This window comes from Streptomyces monticola, assembly GCF_042665355.1.
Lineage (GTDB): Bacteria > Actinomycetota > Actinomycetes > Streptomycetales > Streptomycetaceae > Streptomyces > Streptomyces monticola.
Window position 1 is genome coordinate 362,304 of sequence record NZ_JBHTCF010000003.1, and the last position, 15,398, is coordinate 377,701.

The window sequence follows — 15,398 nt, forward strand, 5'->3', positions numbered from 1 at the left end:
CTAAACGCCCCTGAAAGCCCCTCAGAGGCCGAGGGCCGCCACGTCCCGGGCGGGCCGGGGCAGCTTGAGACGCGCGACCTTGGAACGGGTCCGCTCGTCCACCGTGAAGCCCCAGCGCTCGAAGAACCCGATCAGGTCCGTGTGCGCGGCACGGGAGGCCACGACCATCAAGAAGCGCTTGCGGGCGCCCTCGTCGTCGGGGACGGTGCGCTCCTCGCGCGCGAGACGGTGCAGGGTGGCGTAGAACTCATCCCCGAAAGCCATACGCAGCTGCTCGAACATCACCAGCATGGTGCACGGCTCCTCGGCCAGATCGGCGAAGTCCCGCTCCCCGTCAGGCCGTTCGAGGAAGGCGCGCGCCTTGTCCAAGTGCCCCTCCTGCTCCAGGCGCGAGGGCTCGCCGAACATACGCTGCACCGCCAGGGAGTACACGTTCACCGTGACCTCTGTGGTCTGCTCCCACTCCCAGACCGCCTGCTGGTGCAGATGTCCGAGCTCGTGCCACATGCCCCACGAGCGGCGCAGCCCCTTGGTGGTGAGCATCTCCTCCATGAGGTCGGCGGGCCAGTGCACCCGGAAGGTGTAGGCGTTGGGGTTGGTGCCCGCCTCGCCTTCCGAGACGTAGTACAGCAGAGGGCTCACGCGGTCCTGCTCGTGCGGCCCCGGCTGCCCCGCCACGGTGTTCTCCGTGCGGACGATGTCGTCGTACGTGCGCAGCAGACGCCGTACGTCCTCGTCCCGGTACTTGAGGGCCGCGTGCAGGGAATCCGTCAACACCGTGTGTTTGCTGCGGAGTTGGCCCACCGGGACGTTCTCCGGGTCGTTCTCGGCTGCGTCGAGTGTCGACGCCCACGCGTCGGGTTCGGTCACGTCCAGGACGTACAGCGGAATACGGCGGGAGCTGTCACCGAAGGTCACGGTGGTCAGGGGGGGGCTCCTCGCCACGGGAGTCCTGCGGGTAGCGGATCCGCAGGGGGCCGCCCTTGGGGCCGGTCACCGTGGTGCTCGCGCCGTCGAGGCGGTAGGTGCGCGGCTCGGCCTCCGAGCCGCCGAGGCCCGGCGCGCCGACCACCAGCTCCGGGACGGGCGCATCGTCGGCGGCAGTGGTCGCCGGCGCCACCGCCTGGGCCTGCGGGGCGCTGACGCCCACCCCCAGGACGAGGGATCCGGACAGCAGGAGTATGGGGAGGGTGGGGGTGGTGGTGCGCATCGCTACGTTCCTAGTGCGTCGGCAGGAGGTGTGGTCACCTCGTCAGAGCGCACCCCGAACGTGCGGGTTCACTCGCCCCAGCACACCCCACAGCCAGCCGCACCGCTCTGACCTGCAGCATTACAGAAACGTGCGGAAAGAACCGAGAGGCCGTGATCCCGCTGAGCGCAGCCCGCCATATCCCTTCCGCACCTCCGGCACACTCATCTTCCGTACCTCCGGCACACTCATCGCGCGTACGTCCAGCGCGTTCATCCGCTGTCACTGACGGGCCCGCGGCGATAGCCGTCCAAGACGTCGCGCAGCCGCTCGCCGGGGTCGTTGCGGGTGATCAGGTCGCGGAGGTGCTCGGCGGGCACGCAGACGTGCCCGTAGCCATCGGCATCGTCGTCGTATTCGTCTTCGTCGTACTCATAGTCGTCGTGGTCGAAGTCGTCGCCGTACTCGCCGTCGCCGTATTCGCCGCCCTCCTCACCATCCTCGGAGTCCTCGTCCCGGCCCGGTTCGACGACCTCCGGCTCGTCGCGGCGCGTCTCGTCGTAGGGCTCGGGGTTGAGCTGCCATCGGGCGCCGCAGTGGATGACCTGGACCTCGCCCAGATACCAGGCGGCACCGGCCAGGAACCAGTCGTCCTGGGCGGCTTCCATCTCTTCGCCCGTCGCGAACCGTGCCCGCACCAGGGCTTCGAGCCGGTCCAGGCTCTCGGGTGAGAAGTCCCAGGCGGCCGCGGACCCAGCGGCCGGGTCCGCCCGTTCGGCCCAGTCGGCGAAGGCCTCGCGGCGGTCGGCCAGCCAGGCGTGGAGGCGCGGGTTGTCGTGCAATTCCGGGTCCTTCAGGGCGGGGTCGGCCTCCAACTCCCTCAGCTCCTCGGCCAGTTCGTCGCGCTGCTGCGGGGTGAGGGGCGGCGGCAGGTGTGCGGGCGCGGCGAGCGGCCACAGCACCTCGGGCCAGGGTTCGCCGGACCTGCGACGCCGCCGCCTTCCGGACCTGCCGACGGGATCCGGGAAACGGTCCACGACGGCACGCAGGCTCTCGCCCTCGAGGACGGCTCGCAGCATCTCGGCGGGGTGTTCGGCGTGGCCGTTGTAGCGCAGCCGCTGGGCGACGAAGACGGAGCCCGTCCAGTAGGAGTCCTCCGCGTACCAAGTCCCGGGCGGCGCAGCGGGGTTGGGGGCGCGGTACTGCCAGTAGGCGTCCTTGCGTCGGACCACGTACTCACCCACGTACCAGGCGGCCACGGTCCAGAAGCGCCTCGTCGCGACCTTGTCGTACGCCTGCACCGTCTGGAGGCGCTCGCGCAGCAGCTCCTCCAGGGCGTCCAGGGAGTCGGGCCCGAAGTCCCAGCGCTCGCGGCCGCCGCCCGCCCTGTCGGCCCACCACGTGCAGTAGTCGTGGAAGCGCTCGTTCGGCCACAGCTTCCAACGGACACCGGACTCCTCGAGATCGTCGAACCGCACCCACGGCGTGGGGACCCGCTCGGGCTTCCATCCCCGGTGCTCCGACCTCCGCTCGGTGACGGCTTTGCGCAGGCGCAGGGCAACCGTGGCGAAGATGTTCTCCGTCTTCTCATAAACCGCCTGGCCGACGAGCAGAAGCGGAACAATCGACTCCAGTCCGAGTACGGGGTCGGGCTCGACGGCGGGCAGCCCCGCGACGCCGGCGCTCTCGTCCCACACCCAGCGCCCGCCGCCTTCGGCGAGCAGCACCTCGCCGAGGTAGCCCGCGAGGCACTCCATGAACAGAGCGGCCGCGTCCGTGTCGTCACCGGTCGCGTAGAGCTCGGCCAGGTCTTCTTCCAGTTGTCTCAGGGAGTCGAGCGAATAGTCGTGCTCCCAGTCCCCGCCGGTGAACTGAGCGACCATCAGATCCATACGGTCGTGCAGGGACTCGATCCATATGTACAGGCAGTGGGCAGGCGTGCCCTCAGGGGCGTCCTTGCCCGCGAGATAAGCGTCCATGCACCTGAACGTAGGCCATGCCAGTGACAGTCCCCCTGCGGGCCCCTCCCCTCAGACCACAGGGCCACAGCACCACAGGGCCACCCGCGCCCGGCCGGACGGGGGTGGCCCTGTTCGCATCAGCCCTCGACACGAAGGCCCTGGGTGCAGCGGCGCATCAGCAGGTGAGGTTGTCCCCGGGGACGGTGCCGAGGATTCCGGTGATGCGCTTGTAGTTGTCCACCCTGCTCTGGACCTGGCCGGGGTTGCCGCCGTTGCATTCCAGGGTGCCGTTGATGGCGCGGATGGTCTCACCGAAGCCCGCTCCGTTGACCATGGCGTCGTGGGGGGTCATGGTGCCGGGGCCGGTCTGCGTGTTCCAGTACCAGAGGCCGGTCTTCCAGGCCACGGCGGCGTCCTTCTCCACCTTCCAGGGGTCGTTGAGCAGGTCGATGCCGAGTGCGTCGCCTGCGGCCTTGTAGTTGAAGTTCCAGCTCAGCTGGATGGGGCCGCGCCCGTAGTAGGCGGCCTGTCCTGCGGGGCAGCCGTAGGGCTGTGAAGCGTCGCAGTAGTGGGGGTAGTTGTCCTGGTTCTGCTCGACTATGTGGACCAGGCCGCCGGTCTCGTGGCCGACGTTGGCCAGGAACGCGGCCGCTTCCTGCTTCTTGACCGTGTCACTGCCGGTGTTGGCGAACGCCGGGTAGGCGTCGAGCGCGGCGGTGAGGCCCTCGTACGTATAGAAGGGGTTGCGGTTCGGGTAGATCTGCTCGAACTGCGCCTTGGTGACCACGAATTCGGCGGCCGTGCCGGAGTCCTTCTGCGGCATGACCTGAGCCGCCTGGGAAACCATGGGCATGACAAATAGCAGCGCACATGCGGCTGCTATCGCGGCCAGCACGGCGGTGACGCGCGTCCTCGACATCGGAGGCTCCCTTGCTGTGTGGGGGTGACCGCACCCAACCGCATTGGTCTGTACCATGTCAATGGGGCGCCACAGACCGGCTGTTGAGGACTATCGGGCTTCACGGAGAGGCCGTTGAGGGCTACGACCGGCTCTCCGCCACCAGCGCGAGCACCAGCGCCGCGCTCGGCGCACACCGCAGCAGCCCGTTGCGTACCGCCGACGCCGCCTCCGTCAGGGGGACATGACGGACCCTCAGATCCGCTTCGCCCGGCTCCCGGGCGGTCGGCCCCGCCGCCGTGTGTTCCGCGCGCCAGAGATGGACCCGGCAGCCGGTGACGCCGGGCAGCGGATACAGCGAGCCCTGGCCGGTCCAGGTCCCGCCGTGGCGTCCTGTCTCCTCGGCCAGTTCACGACGGGCCGCAGCCAGGGGGTCGGCGTCGGAGGGGTCGACGGCGCCGCCGGGCAGCTGCCACAGCGGGCCGGCGAGGTAGTGGAACTGCTCGACGACGAGGAGACGTCCGTCGACGAGGGCGGCGACGCGCACCTGGTCGGGCACGTCCACCCAGTGGTAATCGCCGCGCCGCCCGTCGGGTGCGGTGATCTCGTCACGGCCCACGCTGAACCGGGGGTTGGAGCACGACTGCCTGCCGTTGTGCCGTGTCCAGGGTCCCCGTTGTTCCATTTCGGCACCGTATGACATGGCCGCGCCTTCAGCTGCCCGCGGGGTCGCGGGGACGCGTCACGGAAGGGGTGGGAGCGGGGACAGGGTTCGCGGCCGAGGCGTCGAGCATCTCCTCCGCGTCCCGTACGCCGGCGAGGCGCGCGAAGGCCAGGACGTACTGGCGGGCGTTGCGCTGCAGCCGCCGCAGGTCGTCCCGGCACTCCGCGGCGAGCGGCCAGTCCTCCTCGGGGCTGTCCGGCGCCGACTGTTCGAAGGCGCTCAGGCGGGGGTGCCAGCGGGAGAGGAAGGGGCGCAGTTCGAGGTTGAGGAAGTTCACGGCCAGGCACTCGACCGTCAGACCGGCGCTCACATGCGTGGAGGGGCGGCTGACCTTGAGCGTTTCACGCGTGGTCGCGAACAGCCCGTGCAGCGATGTCAGGGACTCCCGCAGCAGACCGTCCTCGTTGTCGAGCCGCTGCGCGGACACCCGGGTGACGGATTCGATGAACAGCTGCCAGGCGACCTGGCGTGCGTCGTTGTTCACGACGAAGGTGAGTTCGCTGACCTGCGGCACCGTCACCTTCACCTCGGTGAGGCGCGCCGAACGGCGATAGGCGTTCAGTCCGACGGCGACCAGTGCGCCGGCCAGCGCACCGATGACGGTGAACAGCAGGACTCCTCCGGCCCTGCTGATGGCATAGCCGCACAGTCCGACGACGGCCCCCGCGACCATGGCGAGCCCGACACGCACCACGCCCCCGGCCAACACGCCACCGAATCGATCCGCACCCGTCATGTTCCGGTCCCCCCGCACCCGTTGCTCGTCGCTGTGCCGCCACACCCGCGTTCCGCCGCACACCCCGCTGCCGGACCTTACCCACCGCCCGGCCAGCGGCAAAGCGGGACGGCACAGACCTCCGTGCGCTCGCGGACGGAGACGTGTTCACGCACCGGAGTTGATATAGGCCGCCCAGAGAGAGGGCGTCGCCGGATAGCGGTCCCGCACCGTCCGGACGGTGTCGTGCAGGGCTGACGCGGCCTGTCCGGGATCGAGGGTTCCCGGTGAGCCGGTCGTCAGATGCGTATAGAAGGATTCGGCGATGTCGACGGCCAGGCGGTCGGAGATCGGCCACAAGGTTCCGATCACATGGGGGAAACCGGCGAGTTGGAAGGCGCTGGTGAGGTGTATTGCCTCGTCGAGCAGATCGGTGCTGCCAGGAGCCGCCGTGCCGCATGCGGAAAGGTAGGCGAGCTGCGCCCCTTCCAGATCGGCCTTGGCGAGCGCGGAGACGGTCAACGGCGTGGTGGCGTGATCGTGCAGGAGCAGCCGGCTCCGGGAGGGGTCCTTGGGGTCGCTGACCCCGTGGCAGGCGAAGTGAGCGATGGCGCAACGCGGGAGGCGGCCGAGGACCGTGGCCGTGGTGGGAGACCCGGCTGTCGTGCGGGGGTCACTGCCGTCGGTGCCGAGGGCGGGTTCGGTGAGCTGTGCCGGGGCGGGGAGAAGCGCCCGGACACGGTTGGTCGTCGGGGGCTGCTCGGACAGCGGCGCGGCTCGCCTCCACCACCTCGTTCGCGTCCCCCGGGTCCCCGGTCCGTTCGAACCGCTGCTGCAGCGCGGCTGCCAGGTCGGCCAAGTGGCCGACATGGTGGGTGCTGTTGACGGGCGTCACGCGGGCGGCGGCGCGGAACACCGCCGCGAGCTCGTCCAGGTTCCCCAAGTCCCCGGAGTGCTCCAACTGCTGCTGCAGCGCGGCGCGGACGTTGACCAGCAACGGCTCTCTCTGGGGGTGGTCATCGGGGACGGCCCGGACGGCGGCGATCCCCACGGTCACCGTCTCGTTCAGGTCCTGGATGTCTCCGGTGCGCAGGAATCGCTGCTGGAGGGCCGTACTGAGATTCATCAGCGGCGCCGCCCGCTCGGGATGATCGTCGGGCATGGCCCGGACGGCGGCACGGCCCACGTCGACGGCCTCGTCGAGATCCTCCGGATCCTCGGTCTGCTCAAAGCACTTGAGCAGACAGGACGTGAGGTGGGTGAGCGGGGTCGCCCGGTGGGGATGGTCGTCAGGAGTGGCCCGGACGGCGGCGCGGTATGCCTCCACCGCTTCATCCAGGTCGTCGATGTCCAGGGTGTCCTCGAACCGGGCCAGCGCGGTCTCTCCGATGACGACGAGGTACGGGCCCCGGAGGTGGTGGCCGTCGGGGAGGCTGCGCTCGATACGTCTCGCCAGGTCGGCGGCAACTGCCTGGTCTTCAGGGGCACTTAGGGACTTGAGCTTGTCCGAGAGCATCTGGATGGTGGCGGGAGCCACCCTCTCGGCGAGGTGGGGCAGCAGGAGGTCGGGTAACCCGTCCACGCCCGCGAGAAAGAGCCTCGTGAAATAGGGAATCGCGGTGGTCAGCTCCTGTTCGGCCTGGTCTTGCTGGACAGGAGCGTAGAGACATGAGCGTAGAGCCGGCGTGGGTTCCGCCGGGGTCCGCTGCGGTTTCCCATGCGACGACGGTGCCTGCTCGTTGCGGTCCGGCCCCACGTCACCGCGTGACCGGGCCCGCACTGCCGAGCCGGCCGGTCAGACGTGGTCGGCCGCGATGAGCAGATAGTGGAAGCTGCCTTCGCGGTACGCGGCCAGGAAGGGCTCCTCGATACCGGTGGCCAGCGCGGACTTGGCCCGCAGCTCCCAGTAGGGGATGGTCGCGGCCGTCAGGTCGACGACGTTGATGGGGACCAGGCCGTTGGCCGCGAGCGCCTTGAAGTACGCGCTGCGCGGATGGATGTTGCAGGTGTAGTGCTCGTCGATCCGGCTGACCGCTTTGGAGCGGCCACCGGTGACGTCGTTGTAGCAGCCGGTGATACAGACGTAACGCCCGCCGTGGGCAAGGAGCCTGGAGTATTCGGCGAAGAGCTGGAAGAGATCCACGTACATGGTGGATTCGTTGTTCCAGATGCCCTGGAAGGCTCCGGCGGGCAGACCGGTGTCCAGCATGTTGCGGAAGTGGAACCGCACCCTGTCGTCCACGCCGCGCTGCCGGGCCTGCCCGTTGGCGAAGTCGACCTGGGACTCGGAGATGGAGACCCCGTCGACCTCGCAGCCGAAGCGCCGGTTGGCCATGACGCTCGTTCCGCCGCGGCCGCAGCCGGCGTCGAGGAGACGGTCGCCCGGTGCGATGGCGCCCAGGTGGTCGAGGAGGACATCCGCCTGGGCGGACTCCAGGCGGTGCAGTTCCTCGATGATGCGGTCGCCACGGGTCTCCTCGGGACCTTCCAGTACGGCGGGGTCCCAGTCGCCGATCCCGTAGTGGTGGTGGTACAGGCCGTCGACATCGCCGAGGCGCAGATTGACCGGGTCCTTCTCGTTGTTCCAGTACTCCGCGACCGCCTTCTGGTAGGCGGTGCGCACCACGCGTGCGGAGGCTGCCGGGGTGAACGTCATCGTGCGGGCTCCTTACGGCGTGCGGTGTCAGTCGGACGTACGGGCGACCTCGACGTTCTCGAGCACGCCCAGGGCGTCGGGGACGAGCACGGCCGCCGAGTAATAGGTGCTGACCAGGTAGGAGATGACGGCCTGGTCGTTGATCCCCATGAAGCGCACGTTCAGGCCCGGCTCGTACTCGTCGGGGATGCCGGTCTGGCGCAGGCCGACGACCCCTTGGATGTCCTCGCCGGTACGCATCGCCAGGATGGAGGTCGTGGCCTGATCGGAGACCTCCAGCTTCCCCAGCGGGAAGATGGGCACGCCGCGCCAGGCGGGAATGCGGTGGCCGCCGACGTCGGTGTCGCCGAAGTAGATACCGCGCTTGTTGCACTCACGGCCGAAGGCGGCGATGGCCCGCGGGTGCGCGAAGAACGCCTTGGTCTGGCGCCGCATGCTCAGGAGTTCGTCGAAGTCGTCGGGTGTGGGCGGCCCCGAGTGCGTGGAGATGCGCTCGCCGTAGGCGGCGTTGTGGAGCAGCCCGAACTCCCGGTTGTTGACGAGCTCGTACTCCTGGCGCTCACGCAGCGCCTCGATGGTAAGGCGCAGCTGCTGCTCGACCTGGTTCATCGGGTCGTTGTAGAGGTCGGCGACCCGCGTGTGCACCTTCAGGACCGTCTGCGCGACGCTCAACTGGTATTCGCGGGGCTCCAGTTCGTAGTCCACGAAGGTGCCCGGCAGTACCGGCTCACCGGCGTGCCCGGCGGACAGCACGACATCGGCCTCGCCCCGCTTGTTCTGCGGCCGGTCCCCCTCGGTCTGCCGCTGCTGTACGTGGCCGCGCAGGCTCTCGCTCTGTCCGGCGACCTCCTGGTACGCCTGCCTGGGCAGCGCCAGGACCGTACACGCGGTCACCGTGCGGGCCGTGAACTCCCAGCCGCCCGGATCGGCGGCGATCACCTGGCCGCCCAGGAACCCGCCGTCGGCTACGATCCCGAGCCGGGCCTCCTCGCCGTACTTGCCGGTTCCCACCTTCTCCACCTTGCCGTGCGCGATCAGATAGACGTGGTCGGCGGGGCTGCCCGCCTCGGCTATCACCTCGCCGGGCCCGAACTCCCGCTGCTGGAACCGCTCGGCGAGGGCCCCGAGCACCGCGGGGTCGTCGAAGCCGCGCAGCAACGGCAGCTCCCCCAGCTCCGCGGGGACGACCCGGACGTCGGCCCCGTCCTGGATGAAGGTCACCCGCCCGTCGCCGACCGCGTACACCAGGCGCCGGTTCACCCGGTAGGCGCCACCGGCCACCTCCGTCCAGGGCAGCGTCCGCAGCAGCCAGCGGGAGCTGATGCCCTGCATCTGCGGAACGGTCTTGGTGGTGGTCGTCAGGTTGCGCGCGGCTGCGATGCCAAGGCTCAACTGCGCCTGGCCCGCGGTCTGTTCAGGCTGATCCGACTGCTCGGGCGACGCTGCGGTCGTCATCCTGTTCCCCTCCAACGGCATTGGGGCATACGGCATGCGAGGCCCCCGCGGCGAACCCGTGCCACAGGAGTTGCGCGCCGCAAGTGAAGCAGCGCGCGTCGACGACGGTCGAGACCGGCCATCTGCACATGGCACCCGTTTCCGCCACCGGTCCCGCGACCCGGATGCCGTGCGCAGAGGGCACCCGCACCCATGGAAAGCGCCGCCATTTGCTCCCAAGGACGGCTGAAATCAACTGAAGCGCCCCAGATGATCCAAATGCGCCCGGGCATATCTAGTGAGGCCAGCAACTCCCTTACTGGCCAGGGATTTTGAGTGAGTGTCAGATACCGGCGACCGCAGCGAGCGAACCGGGACGTCCTTGTGCCGCCCCGCGGCCCGTGCGTACCTTCGGCGGGGACGGAGCCAACTCACCTCCCGTGGACGGAGTTGCGGATGCAGGCGCCAACTTCCCGGACGACAGACCCAGCCACGGCCGCTGCGGACTCCGCCGCCGGGGTCTCCGCCACCGCGGGCTCCGTCGGCCCGCCGCCACGGCTGCCGTCCGGGCCCACCGGACTCGGGACCAGCTCGCTGCGCCTCGCACCGCCCGCGGTGGAGACCGGCGAGTCCGGGCCGCCACAGCCCTCGTCACCCTCGTCCTCGCCCTCGTCCTCGTCCTCGTCCCAGCGGATCGAAGGCCTCTACTCCCCTCCCCCGGTCCGGGACGACCGTGCGCTGGCCGACGAGATCAACGGCCGGCTCGTCGAGTGGGCGGAGCAGGACGACGTGGACCTGTACCCGGACGTCGATCTGCGCGAGGCGCTCGTCGGCTTCGACCCGGGGCGGTCGGTCGTCCTGTGCCATCCCGACGCACCCGGTGTCGAGCACCTCATGGCGGCCGCGCGCCTCCTGGTCGGCGAGAACGCGGTGGACGACTACTTCTGCGAAGCGGAGTACGGCGGCAGCGCGGACCGGCGTGGCGCGGTTCTCGCCCTCGCCCAGTCCGCGATCGACCCGGCCCACAACACCCCGCGCTACGAGGCCGATTGGCGCTCCGGTCTCGACTCCCACCCGGCACTGCGGTCGATGCGCTCGGCCATGGGCCACTTCCGCGCGCTCGCCACCCCGGCGCAGGCGCACCGCTACCGGCACGACATCGCCAGCCTCTATCTCGGGTACAACGCCGAGGGCGACTGCATCCATCAGCACCGCACACCGGCGGTCTGGGAGTACCTGGTGCAGCGACAGTTCAACAGCTTCCGCCCGTGCCTGACCATCACCGACGCCATCGGCGGCTACGAACTGCCCGCGGCGCTCTTCGCCGAACCCGGTGTACAGCGGGCCGTCGCTCTGTCCTCCAACGCGTCGACCATCTGCAACGACCTCTACTCACTGCGCAAGGAGCAGCGGAGCGAGCGCTTCCACTACAGCCTTCCCACGGTGATCGCCGCCGAGGACGACTGCTCCATCGAGGACGCCTTCCAGAAGTCCATCGAGGTCCACAACGACATCGTCCGCCTCTTCGAGGAACAGGCCGCCGAGCTCAGTGCCACCCATCCGCTCGTCGCCCGCTTCATGACAGGCCTGTCGAACTGGATCGGCGGCAATCACGAATGGCACGCCGGCCATGTCGGCAAGCGTTACGCGACTTCTCCCTGAGATGCGGTGACCTCGAGGCGGCCGGGCGGGGGGCGACTGCGGGTGTGACGCGCGCGGCGTGTCGGCGGTGGCGAACTCCCGGAGGGCCGGTGAATCTCAGTGCAGGCGCCAAGGCAGCAGTCCGTGAAAGAGCAGCAGCCCCGAACCCACCAAGGTCGCGATGTACGCCGCGGTACGGATGCGGCTTCGCCATATGCCGGATCTCGGCGGCCCACCGGTGTCCCTCGGCCCACGGGAAGGGGCCACGAAGTCCGCCGTACGCAGCTCCGTGTGCCCGTGGTCGCAGGAGCCGGCTGAAGGGGCGCACGGCGGTGGGTGCGGTGTGGGGTGGAAGCCGGGAACATCATGCACGCCTCCAGCCTTCAGCTCCGCCTCCCGAAATGCATGGTCCTTCCGGCCACTGACAGCTGCGCCTTTCGGCCGAGGAACAGGGTGGAGGCCGGGCCCGGGATGGAAGCCAGGCCCGGGATGGAAGCCAGGCCCGGCTCGGCCGGGGCCTCACCAGGCGATCCGGGGCCTCACCAGACGATGGCGTCCTCCATCGTCTGCTGCCAGTACGTGACCTTGAGCGAGTTGTCGATGTAGGCGCCCTTGGCGGGCAGGGGCGGGTGGGCGGGCGCGCCGACGCTCTCGTTGCCGGAGCGGCCGTGGAAGTAGACGGCCAGGGACTTCTCCGTGTGTCCGTCGGAGCTGCCCTCGGCACCGGACAGGGCGACGGAGGCGTAGCCGGACTCGCCGGGCTTGAGCGTGACGACGGCCTGCGGCTGGGAGTCCTCGATGACCGGCGGCACGGCCTGGGCCTCACCGAACCGGAGTGCCGGGTAGGTGTAGAGGAAGCAGGACTTGCTCCCGGTGTTCGTGACGGTGAGCAGCATGTGGTTCACGGGGCGGTTGAGCGGCGCCGCGACGGTCTTGGTGTTGGAGCCCTCGCACGTGACCGGCTCGCCGACGCCGGGAGCCTTCGACGTGGAAGTGTCCGCCGTCTGTGTCGAACCGCCGGGCCCGGGCTTCGCGTCCGTGGAGGACGGGGATGAGCCCGAGCCGGACCCGGATCCCGAGCCGGCTCCGGACCCGGCCCCGGAGCCCGGTGCCTTCGACTCGGAGGCCTTCCCGGTGGGCGAAGTCGAGGAGGCGCCCTCGTCGTTGACGCCCGTCCCGCTGTCGCACGCCGTCAGCGCGAGCGAAGCGAGAACGGCGGCCGCGGCGGCGCCGGCGAGACGGGTGCGGGAGGTGCGGATCCTTGACATGTGGCGGTGCCCCTTCGGTGTTCGGGTGGGGGTGGTGCTTGGATGGCTTGAGCTTGTGGGGTGATCCGTCCCAGCCGCCATATCCGGCGGGGAGTTGGGGACGCTGGAACGCCGAAACAGGCTCTGACCAGGGGGAATAAAGGGGTCTTGGAACGCGTGACTGGGACACGGGGACACGGAGGAACGAGTGTCAGGGGCATCAGGGGGCGGGGCGGCGGACGAGTTCGCGACGCTGCTGCGGGAGTTGAAGGACCGTTCGGGGCTGAGCTACGGGGCGCTGGCCAAGCGGCTGCACATGAGCACCTCGACATTGCATCGCTACTGCAACGGCACGGCGGTGCCGAACGATTACGCCCCGGCGGAGCGTCTGGCACGGCTGTGCCGGGCGACACCGGACGAACTGGTGGAGCTCCACCGGCGCTGGATCCTGGCGGACGCCTCCCGGGGGCGCAGGGCGGAGCAGGCCGCAGCGGCGGGAGCGGGGCCGGGGACCGCCGAAGCCACCGCCGCGCCCCCGGACTCGCACCCGGCCCCGGACACCGGGACGGATTCGGCCCCCACCACAGCAGCACACCCACCACATGAGGAGACCGAACCGGTTCACGTCGACGAGCCACGCACACCCGCACCCCCACGACGCCGCCGTACCGCGCTGATCGCGTCCATCGCGGTGGCCGCCGTCCTGGGAGCCACTGCGCTCGTCGTGAACCCACCCTCCGGCTGGGGCGGGGGCGGCACGGGCGATCAGCAGAGCGCGGATGCCGGTGCCGGCGCCCGCGCCGAGGACGGCGGCAAGGGCGCGGAGGAATCGTCGGCCTCCGACGCCCCCTCCGCGGGCGGGAACAGCCGTAAGCCGTCCGCCTCGGCGTCCAACTCCCCCGCCGGGCCCGGCAAGGGCGGGCCCGGTACCTCGAAGGGCGGCGGTGAGCAGGGCGCGGGCGAGGTCACCGGTGACGGCGCGGGCGTTCCGCTGAATGTCGCCACCCGCCCTTACGTCTACGAAAGTCCGTGCAGCCAGCACTTCCTGGTCGACAGCGCACCCGAACAGGTCGGGCCGCCCGCGAACGAACAGGACGCCCCGCGCTGGGCCGACGCGTACGGCGCGGTCTCATCGGGCGAACAACGAGTCGCCCTCACCGTGCAGGGCGACGGGCGCGACACCGTCGTACTGGAGGCACTGCACATACGCGTCATGGGCAAGGCCGCGCCGCTCGCCTGGAACGACTACTCGATGGGCGTCGGCTGCGGCGGCAACGTCGGCACCAAGTCGTTCGACGTCGACCTCGACGACGGCAGCCCCACCGTCACCGTCAAGAACGGCCAGCGTGACTTCCCGTACAAGGTCAGCGAGTCCGACCCGGAGGTCTTCTACGTCACCGCGCACACCAGGGCGCACGACGTCCGCTGGGAGCTCTCCCTGGACTGGTCGAGCGGCAGCCGCCACGGCACCGTCCGTATCGACAACGACGGCACTCCGTTCCGCACCAGCGCCGACGCCGGACGCCCTGGCTTCGACTACCCACTGGGCGGCGGCGAGTGGATCGAACGGCAGGGCTGACGCCCTGTGCTCGATGTGCACCGCCAAACAGATCGTTTTCCACAATCCCGGTCACGATGCCCGCCAACCTCGCAGGCATGTGACATACGAGCAGTCACTATCTTGCTTCTCGTGACGCTGCGTAAGCGCCAGGTGCAAGCTGCCGCAGTCAAGCCGTAGGCATCGATGCGAACCGGGTGAGACGAGCATGGCACCTGATGAGAGCCGGGCGGGGAATCTGCCCGTACCGCGGTCGAGATTGGTCGGGCGCCGATCGGAACTGGCGCACATTGCACGCGAGTGCGGGCGGTCCCGCCTCGTGACCCTGACCGGCACCGGCGGTGTGGGGAAATCCCGGCTTGCGTTGCAGACCGCCGTCGAGCTGCAGCCCCAATTCGGGGACGGGGCCTGGCTGGTGGAGCTGTCTTCGCTCAAGAAGGGCGAAGTCCTGCCCCACGTGATCGCCGAGGTGCTGCCGCTGGCCGACCAGACCACCCGCCCGATGATCGATGTGGTGGCGGAGTATCTCTCCGGCCGTGAGCTGCTCCTTGTCCTCGACACCTGCGAGACCGAGGCGTGCGCCCTGACGGTCGAGGCACTGCTGCGGGCCGCGCCGGGACTGCGGGTGCTGACCACCAGCCGCCGCCCCCTGGGGATGTTCGCCGAGCAGGTCTTCGCCGTGGAGCCGCTGCCGGTGCCGGCGGACGGTGACCCGGCGGCGGGTACGGCGGACGCGGTGGTGCTGCTGGCCGACGGGCCGCCCGCGCGGTGCCCGGTTTCGCCGTCACCGACGCCAACCGGGACGATGTCCTTCGTCTGTCCCGCCGCCTGGAGGTACTGCCGCTCGCGATCGAACTGGCCGCTGCCCGGCTGCCGGAGCTGTCCGTGGCCGAGCTGGCGGACCGCCTCGAGGACCGCTTCGCCGTCCTCTGCGACACCGTGGGTGTCAGCGGTGGCGTACGGAATCTGCGGGATGCACAGGATCTGCATGACGTACCCCCATGGCATCAGGCCCTGCGTACGACGATCGGCTGGAGCCATCAACTGTGCACCCCGGCGGAGCGGTTGCTGTGGGCGCGCCTGTCGGTGTTCGCGGGCAGCTTCGACTCCGAGGCGGCACGGAAGGTGTGTGGCGGTGAGCATCTGCCCGAGGATCAAGTCGTGGACCTGCTGGCCTCGCTCGTCGGCAAGTCGATCCTGACCTGGCAGCCGACCGGGGCCGGTGAGCGGTACCGGATGCTGGACACCCTCCGCGAATACGGCGCGCACTGGCTGCGCGGACTGGGCGAGGAAGACCCGCTGCGGCGGCGGCATCTGGGGTACTACCTGGCGATGGCCGAGCGCGCCGATGCCGCCTGGATGGGGCACGACCAGT

The 15,398-nt window shown here is 69.9% G+C and carries 13 protein-coding genes and 2 pseudogenes; 4 read left to right on the forward strand and 11 right to left on the reverse strand.

All coding sequences use genetic code 11. The annotated features are described in order from the left end of the window. Positions 1–21 precede the first annotated feature (21 nt). From ACFQVC_RS10075 to ACFQVC_RS10120, 10 genes are all read right to left on the reverse strand, one after another. Positions 22–918 (reverse strand): M60 family metallopeptidase, encoded by an 897-nt coding sequence (locus ACFQVC_RS10075; RefSeq protein WP_381829084.1) that lies wholly within the window; start codon positions 916–918, stop codon positions 22–24. Then, complete coding sequence (locus tag ACFQVC_RS10080) at positions 905–1,210, reverse strand: hypothetical protein (RefSeq protein WP_381829086.1); 306 nt, start codon at positions 1,208–1,210, stop codon at positions 905–907. The genes ACFQVC_RS10075 and ACFQVC_RS10080 overlap by 14 nt, the downstream gene beginning before the upstream one ends. A gap of 251 nt (positions 1,211–1,461) precedes the next feature. Then, positions 1,462–3,168, reverse strand: a complete 1,707-nt coding sequence (locus tag ACFQVC_RS10085) for a hypothetical protein (protein WP_381829088.1) — start codon at positions 3,166–3,168, stop codon at positions 1,462–1,464. A 157-nt stretch (positions 3,169–3,325) separates the two neighbouring features. Then, on the reverse strand, positions 3,326–4,003 hold the full coding sequence (locus ACFQVC_RS10090) for a chitinase (protein WP_381829090.1): 678 nt from the start codon (positions 4,001–4,003) through the stop codon (positions 3,326–3,328). 187 nt (positions 4,004–4,190) lie between these two features. Then, complete coding sequence (locus ACFQVC_RS10095; RefSeq protein ID WP_381829092.1) at positions 4,191–4,733, reverse strand: NUDIX domain-containing protein; 543 nt, start codon at positions 4,731–4,733, stop codon at positions 4,191–4,193. A 28-nt stretch (positions 4,734–4,761) separates the two neighbouring features. Then, on the reverse strand, positions 4,762–5,508 hold the full coding sequence (locus ACFQVC_RS10100; RefSeq protein ID WP_381829094.1) for a hypothetical protein: 747 nt from the start codon (positions 5,506–5,508) through the stop codon (positions 4,762–4,764). 147 nt (positions 5,509–5,655) lie between these two features. After that, positions 5,656–6,255: a CHAT domain-containing protein gene (locus ACFQVC_RS10105; RefSeq protein ID WP_381829542.1), complete on the reverse strand. Its 600-nt coding sequence runs from the start codon at positions 6,253–6,255 to the stop codon at positions 5,656–5,658. Next, positions 6,161–7,069: a hypothetical protein gene (locus ACFQVC_RS10110; RefSeq protein ID WP_381829574.1), complete on the reverse strand. Its 909-nt coding sequence runs from the start codon at positions 7,067–7,069 to the stop codon at positions 6,161–6,163. Before ACFQVC_RS10110 ends, ACFQVC_RS10105 begins: the two co-directional genes overlap by 95 nt. Positions 7,070–7,282: 213 nt before the next feature. After that, entirely contained in the window at positions 7,283–8,143 is an 861-nt protein-coding gene (locus ACFQVC_RS10115) for a geranyl diphosphate 2-C-methyltransferase (protein ID WP_381829096.1), read from the reverse strand. Between the two features lie 27 nt (positions 8,144–8,170). Further along, on the reverse strand, positions 8,171–9,598 hold the full coding sequence (locus ACFQVC_RS10120; RefSeq protein WP_381829098.1) for a family 2B encapsulin nanocompartment shell protein: 1,428 nt from the start codon (positions 9,596–9,598) through the stop codon (positions 8,171–8,173). A gap of 435 nt (positions 9,599–10,033) precedes the next feature. Between ACFQVC_RS10120 and ACFQVC_RS10125 the strand changes: the two genes are divergently transcribed. Next, positions 10,034–11,239, forward strand: a complete 1,206-nt coding sequence (locus ACFQVC_RS10125) for a family 2 encapsulin nanocompartment cargo protein terpene cyclase (protein WP_381829101.1) — start codon at positions 10,034–10,036, stop codon at positions 11,237–11,239. A 518-nt stretch (positions 11,240–11,757) separates the two neighbouring features. Here the strand turns inward: ACFQVC_RS10125 and ACFQVC_RS10130 are convergent. After that, positions 11,758–12,486 (reverse strand): DUF4232 domain-containing protein, encoded by a 729-nt coding sequence (locus ACFQVC_RS10130; protein ID WP_381829103.1) that lies wholly within the window; start codon positions 12,484–12,486, stop codon positions 11,758–11,760. Positions 12,487–12,673: 187 nt separating this feature from the next. Between ACFQVC_RS10130 and ACFQVC_RS10135 the strand changes: the two genes are divergently transcribed. The 3 genes and pseudogenes from ACFQVC_RS10135 to ACFQVC_RS42590 all read left to right on the forward strand — a co-directional run. Then, complete coding sequence (locus ACFQVC_RS10135) at positions 12,674–14,044, forward strand: helix-turn-helix domain-containing protein (RefSeq protein WP_381829105.1); 1,371 nt, start codon at positions 12,674–12,676, stop codon at positions 14,042–14,044. Positions 14,045–14,231: 187 nt separating this feature from the next. Beyond that, a pseudogene (locus ACFQVC_RS42585) lies at positions 14,232–14,654 on the forward strand (NB-ARC domain-containing protein); the annotation flags it as partial. Between the two features lie 308 nt (positions 14,655–14,962). Continuing rightward, positions 14,963–15,286: pseudogene (locus ACFQVC_RS42590) on the forward strand (winged helix-turn-helix domain-containing protein); the annotation flags it as partial. Positions 15,287–15,398 lie beyond the last annotated feature (112 nt).

Coding starts and splice junctions, on each gene's coding strand:
- ACFQVC_RS10090 (WP_381829090.1), bottom strand. CDS start 4,003: ATGCCCATGGTTTCCCAGGCGGCTCAGGTCATGCCGCAGAAGGACTCC.
- ACFQVC_RS10120 (WP_381829098.1), bottom strand. CDS start 9,598: ATGACGACCGCAGCGTCGCCCGAGCAGTCGGATCAGCCTGAACAGACC.
- ACFQVC_RS10130 (WP_381829103.1), bottom strand. CDS start 12,486: ATGTCAAGGATCCGCACCTCCCGCACCCGTCTCGCCGGCGCCGCCGCG.
- ACFQVC_RS10125 (WP_381829101.1), top strand. CDS start 10,034: ATGCAGGCGCCAACTTCCCGGACGACAGACCCAGCCACGGCCGCTGCG.
- ACFQVC_RS10095 (WP_381829092.1), bottom strand. CDS start 4,733: ATGGAACAACGGGGACCCTGGACACGGCACAACGGCAGGCAGTCGTGC.
- ACFQVC_RS10085 (WP_381829088.1), bottom strand. CDS start 3,168: ATGGACGCTTATCTCGCGGGCAAGGACGCCCCTGAGGGCACGCCTGCC.
- ACFQVC_RS10115 (WP_381829096.1), bottom strand. CDS start 8,143: ATGACGTTCACCCCGGCAGCCTCCGCACGCGTGGTGCGCACCGCCTAC.
- ACFQVC_RS10080 (WP_381829086.1), bottom strand. CDS start 1,210: ATGCGCACCACCACCCCCACCCTCCCCATACTCCTGCTGTCCGGATCC.
- ACFQVC_RS10100 (WP_381829094.1), bottom strand. CDS start 5,508: ATGACGGGTGCGGATCGATTCGGTGGCGTGTTGGCCGGGGGCGTGGTG.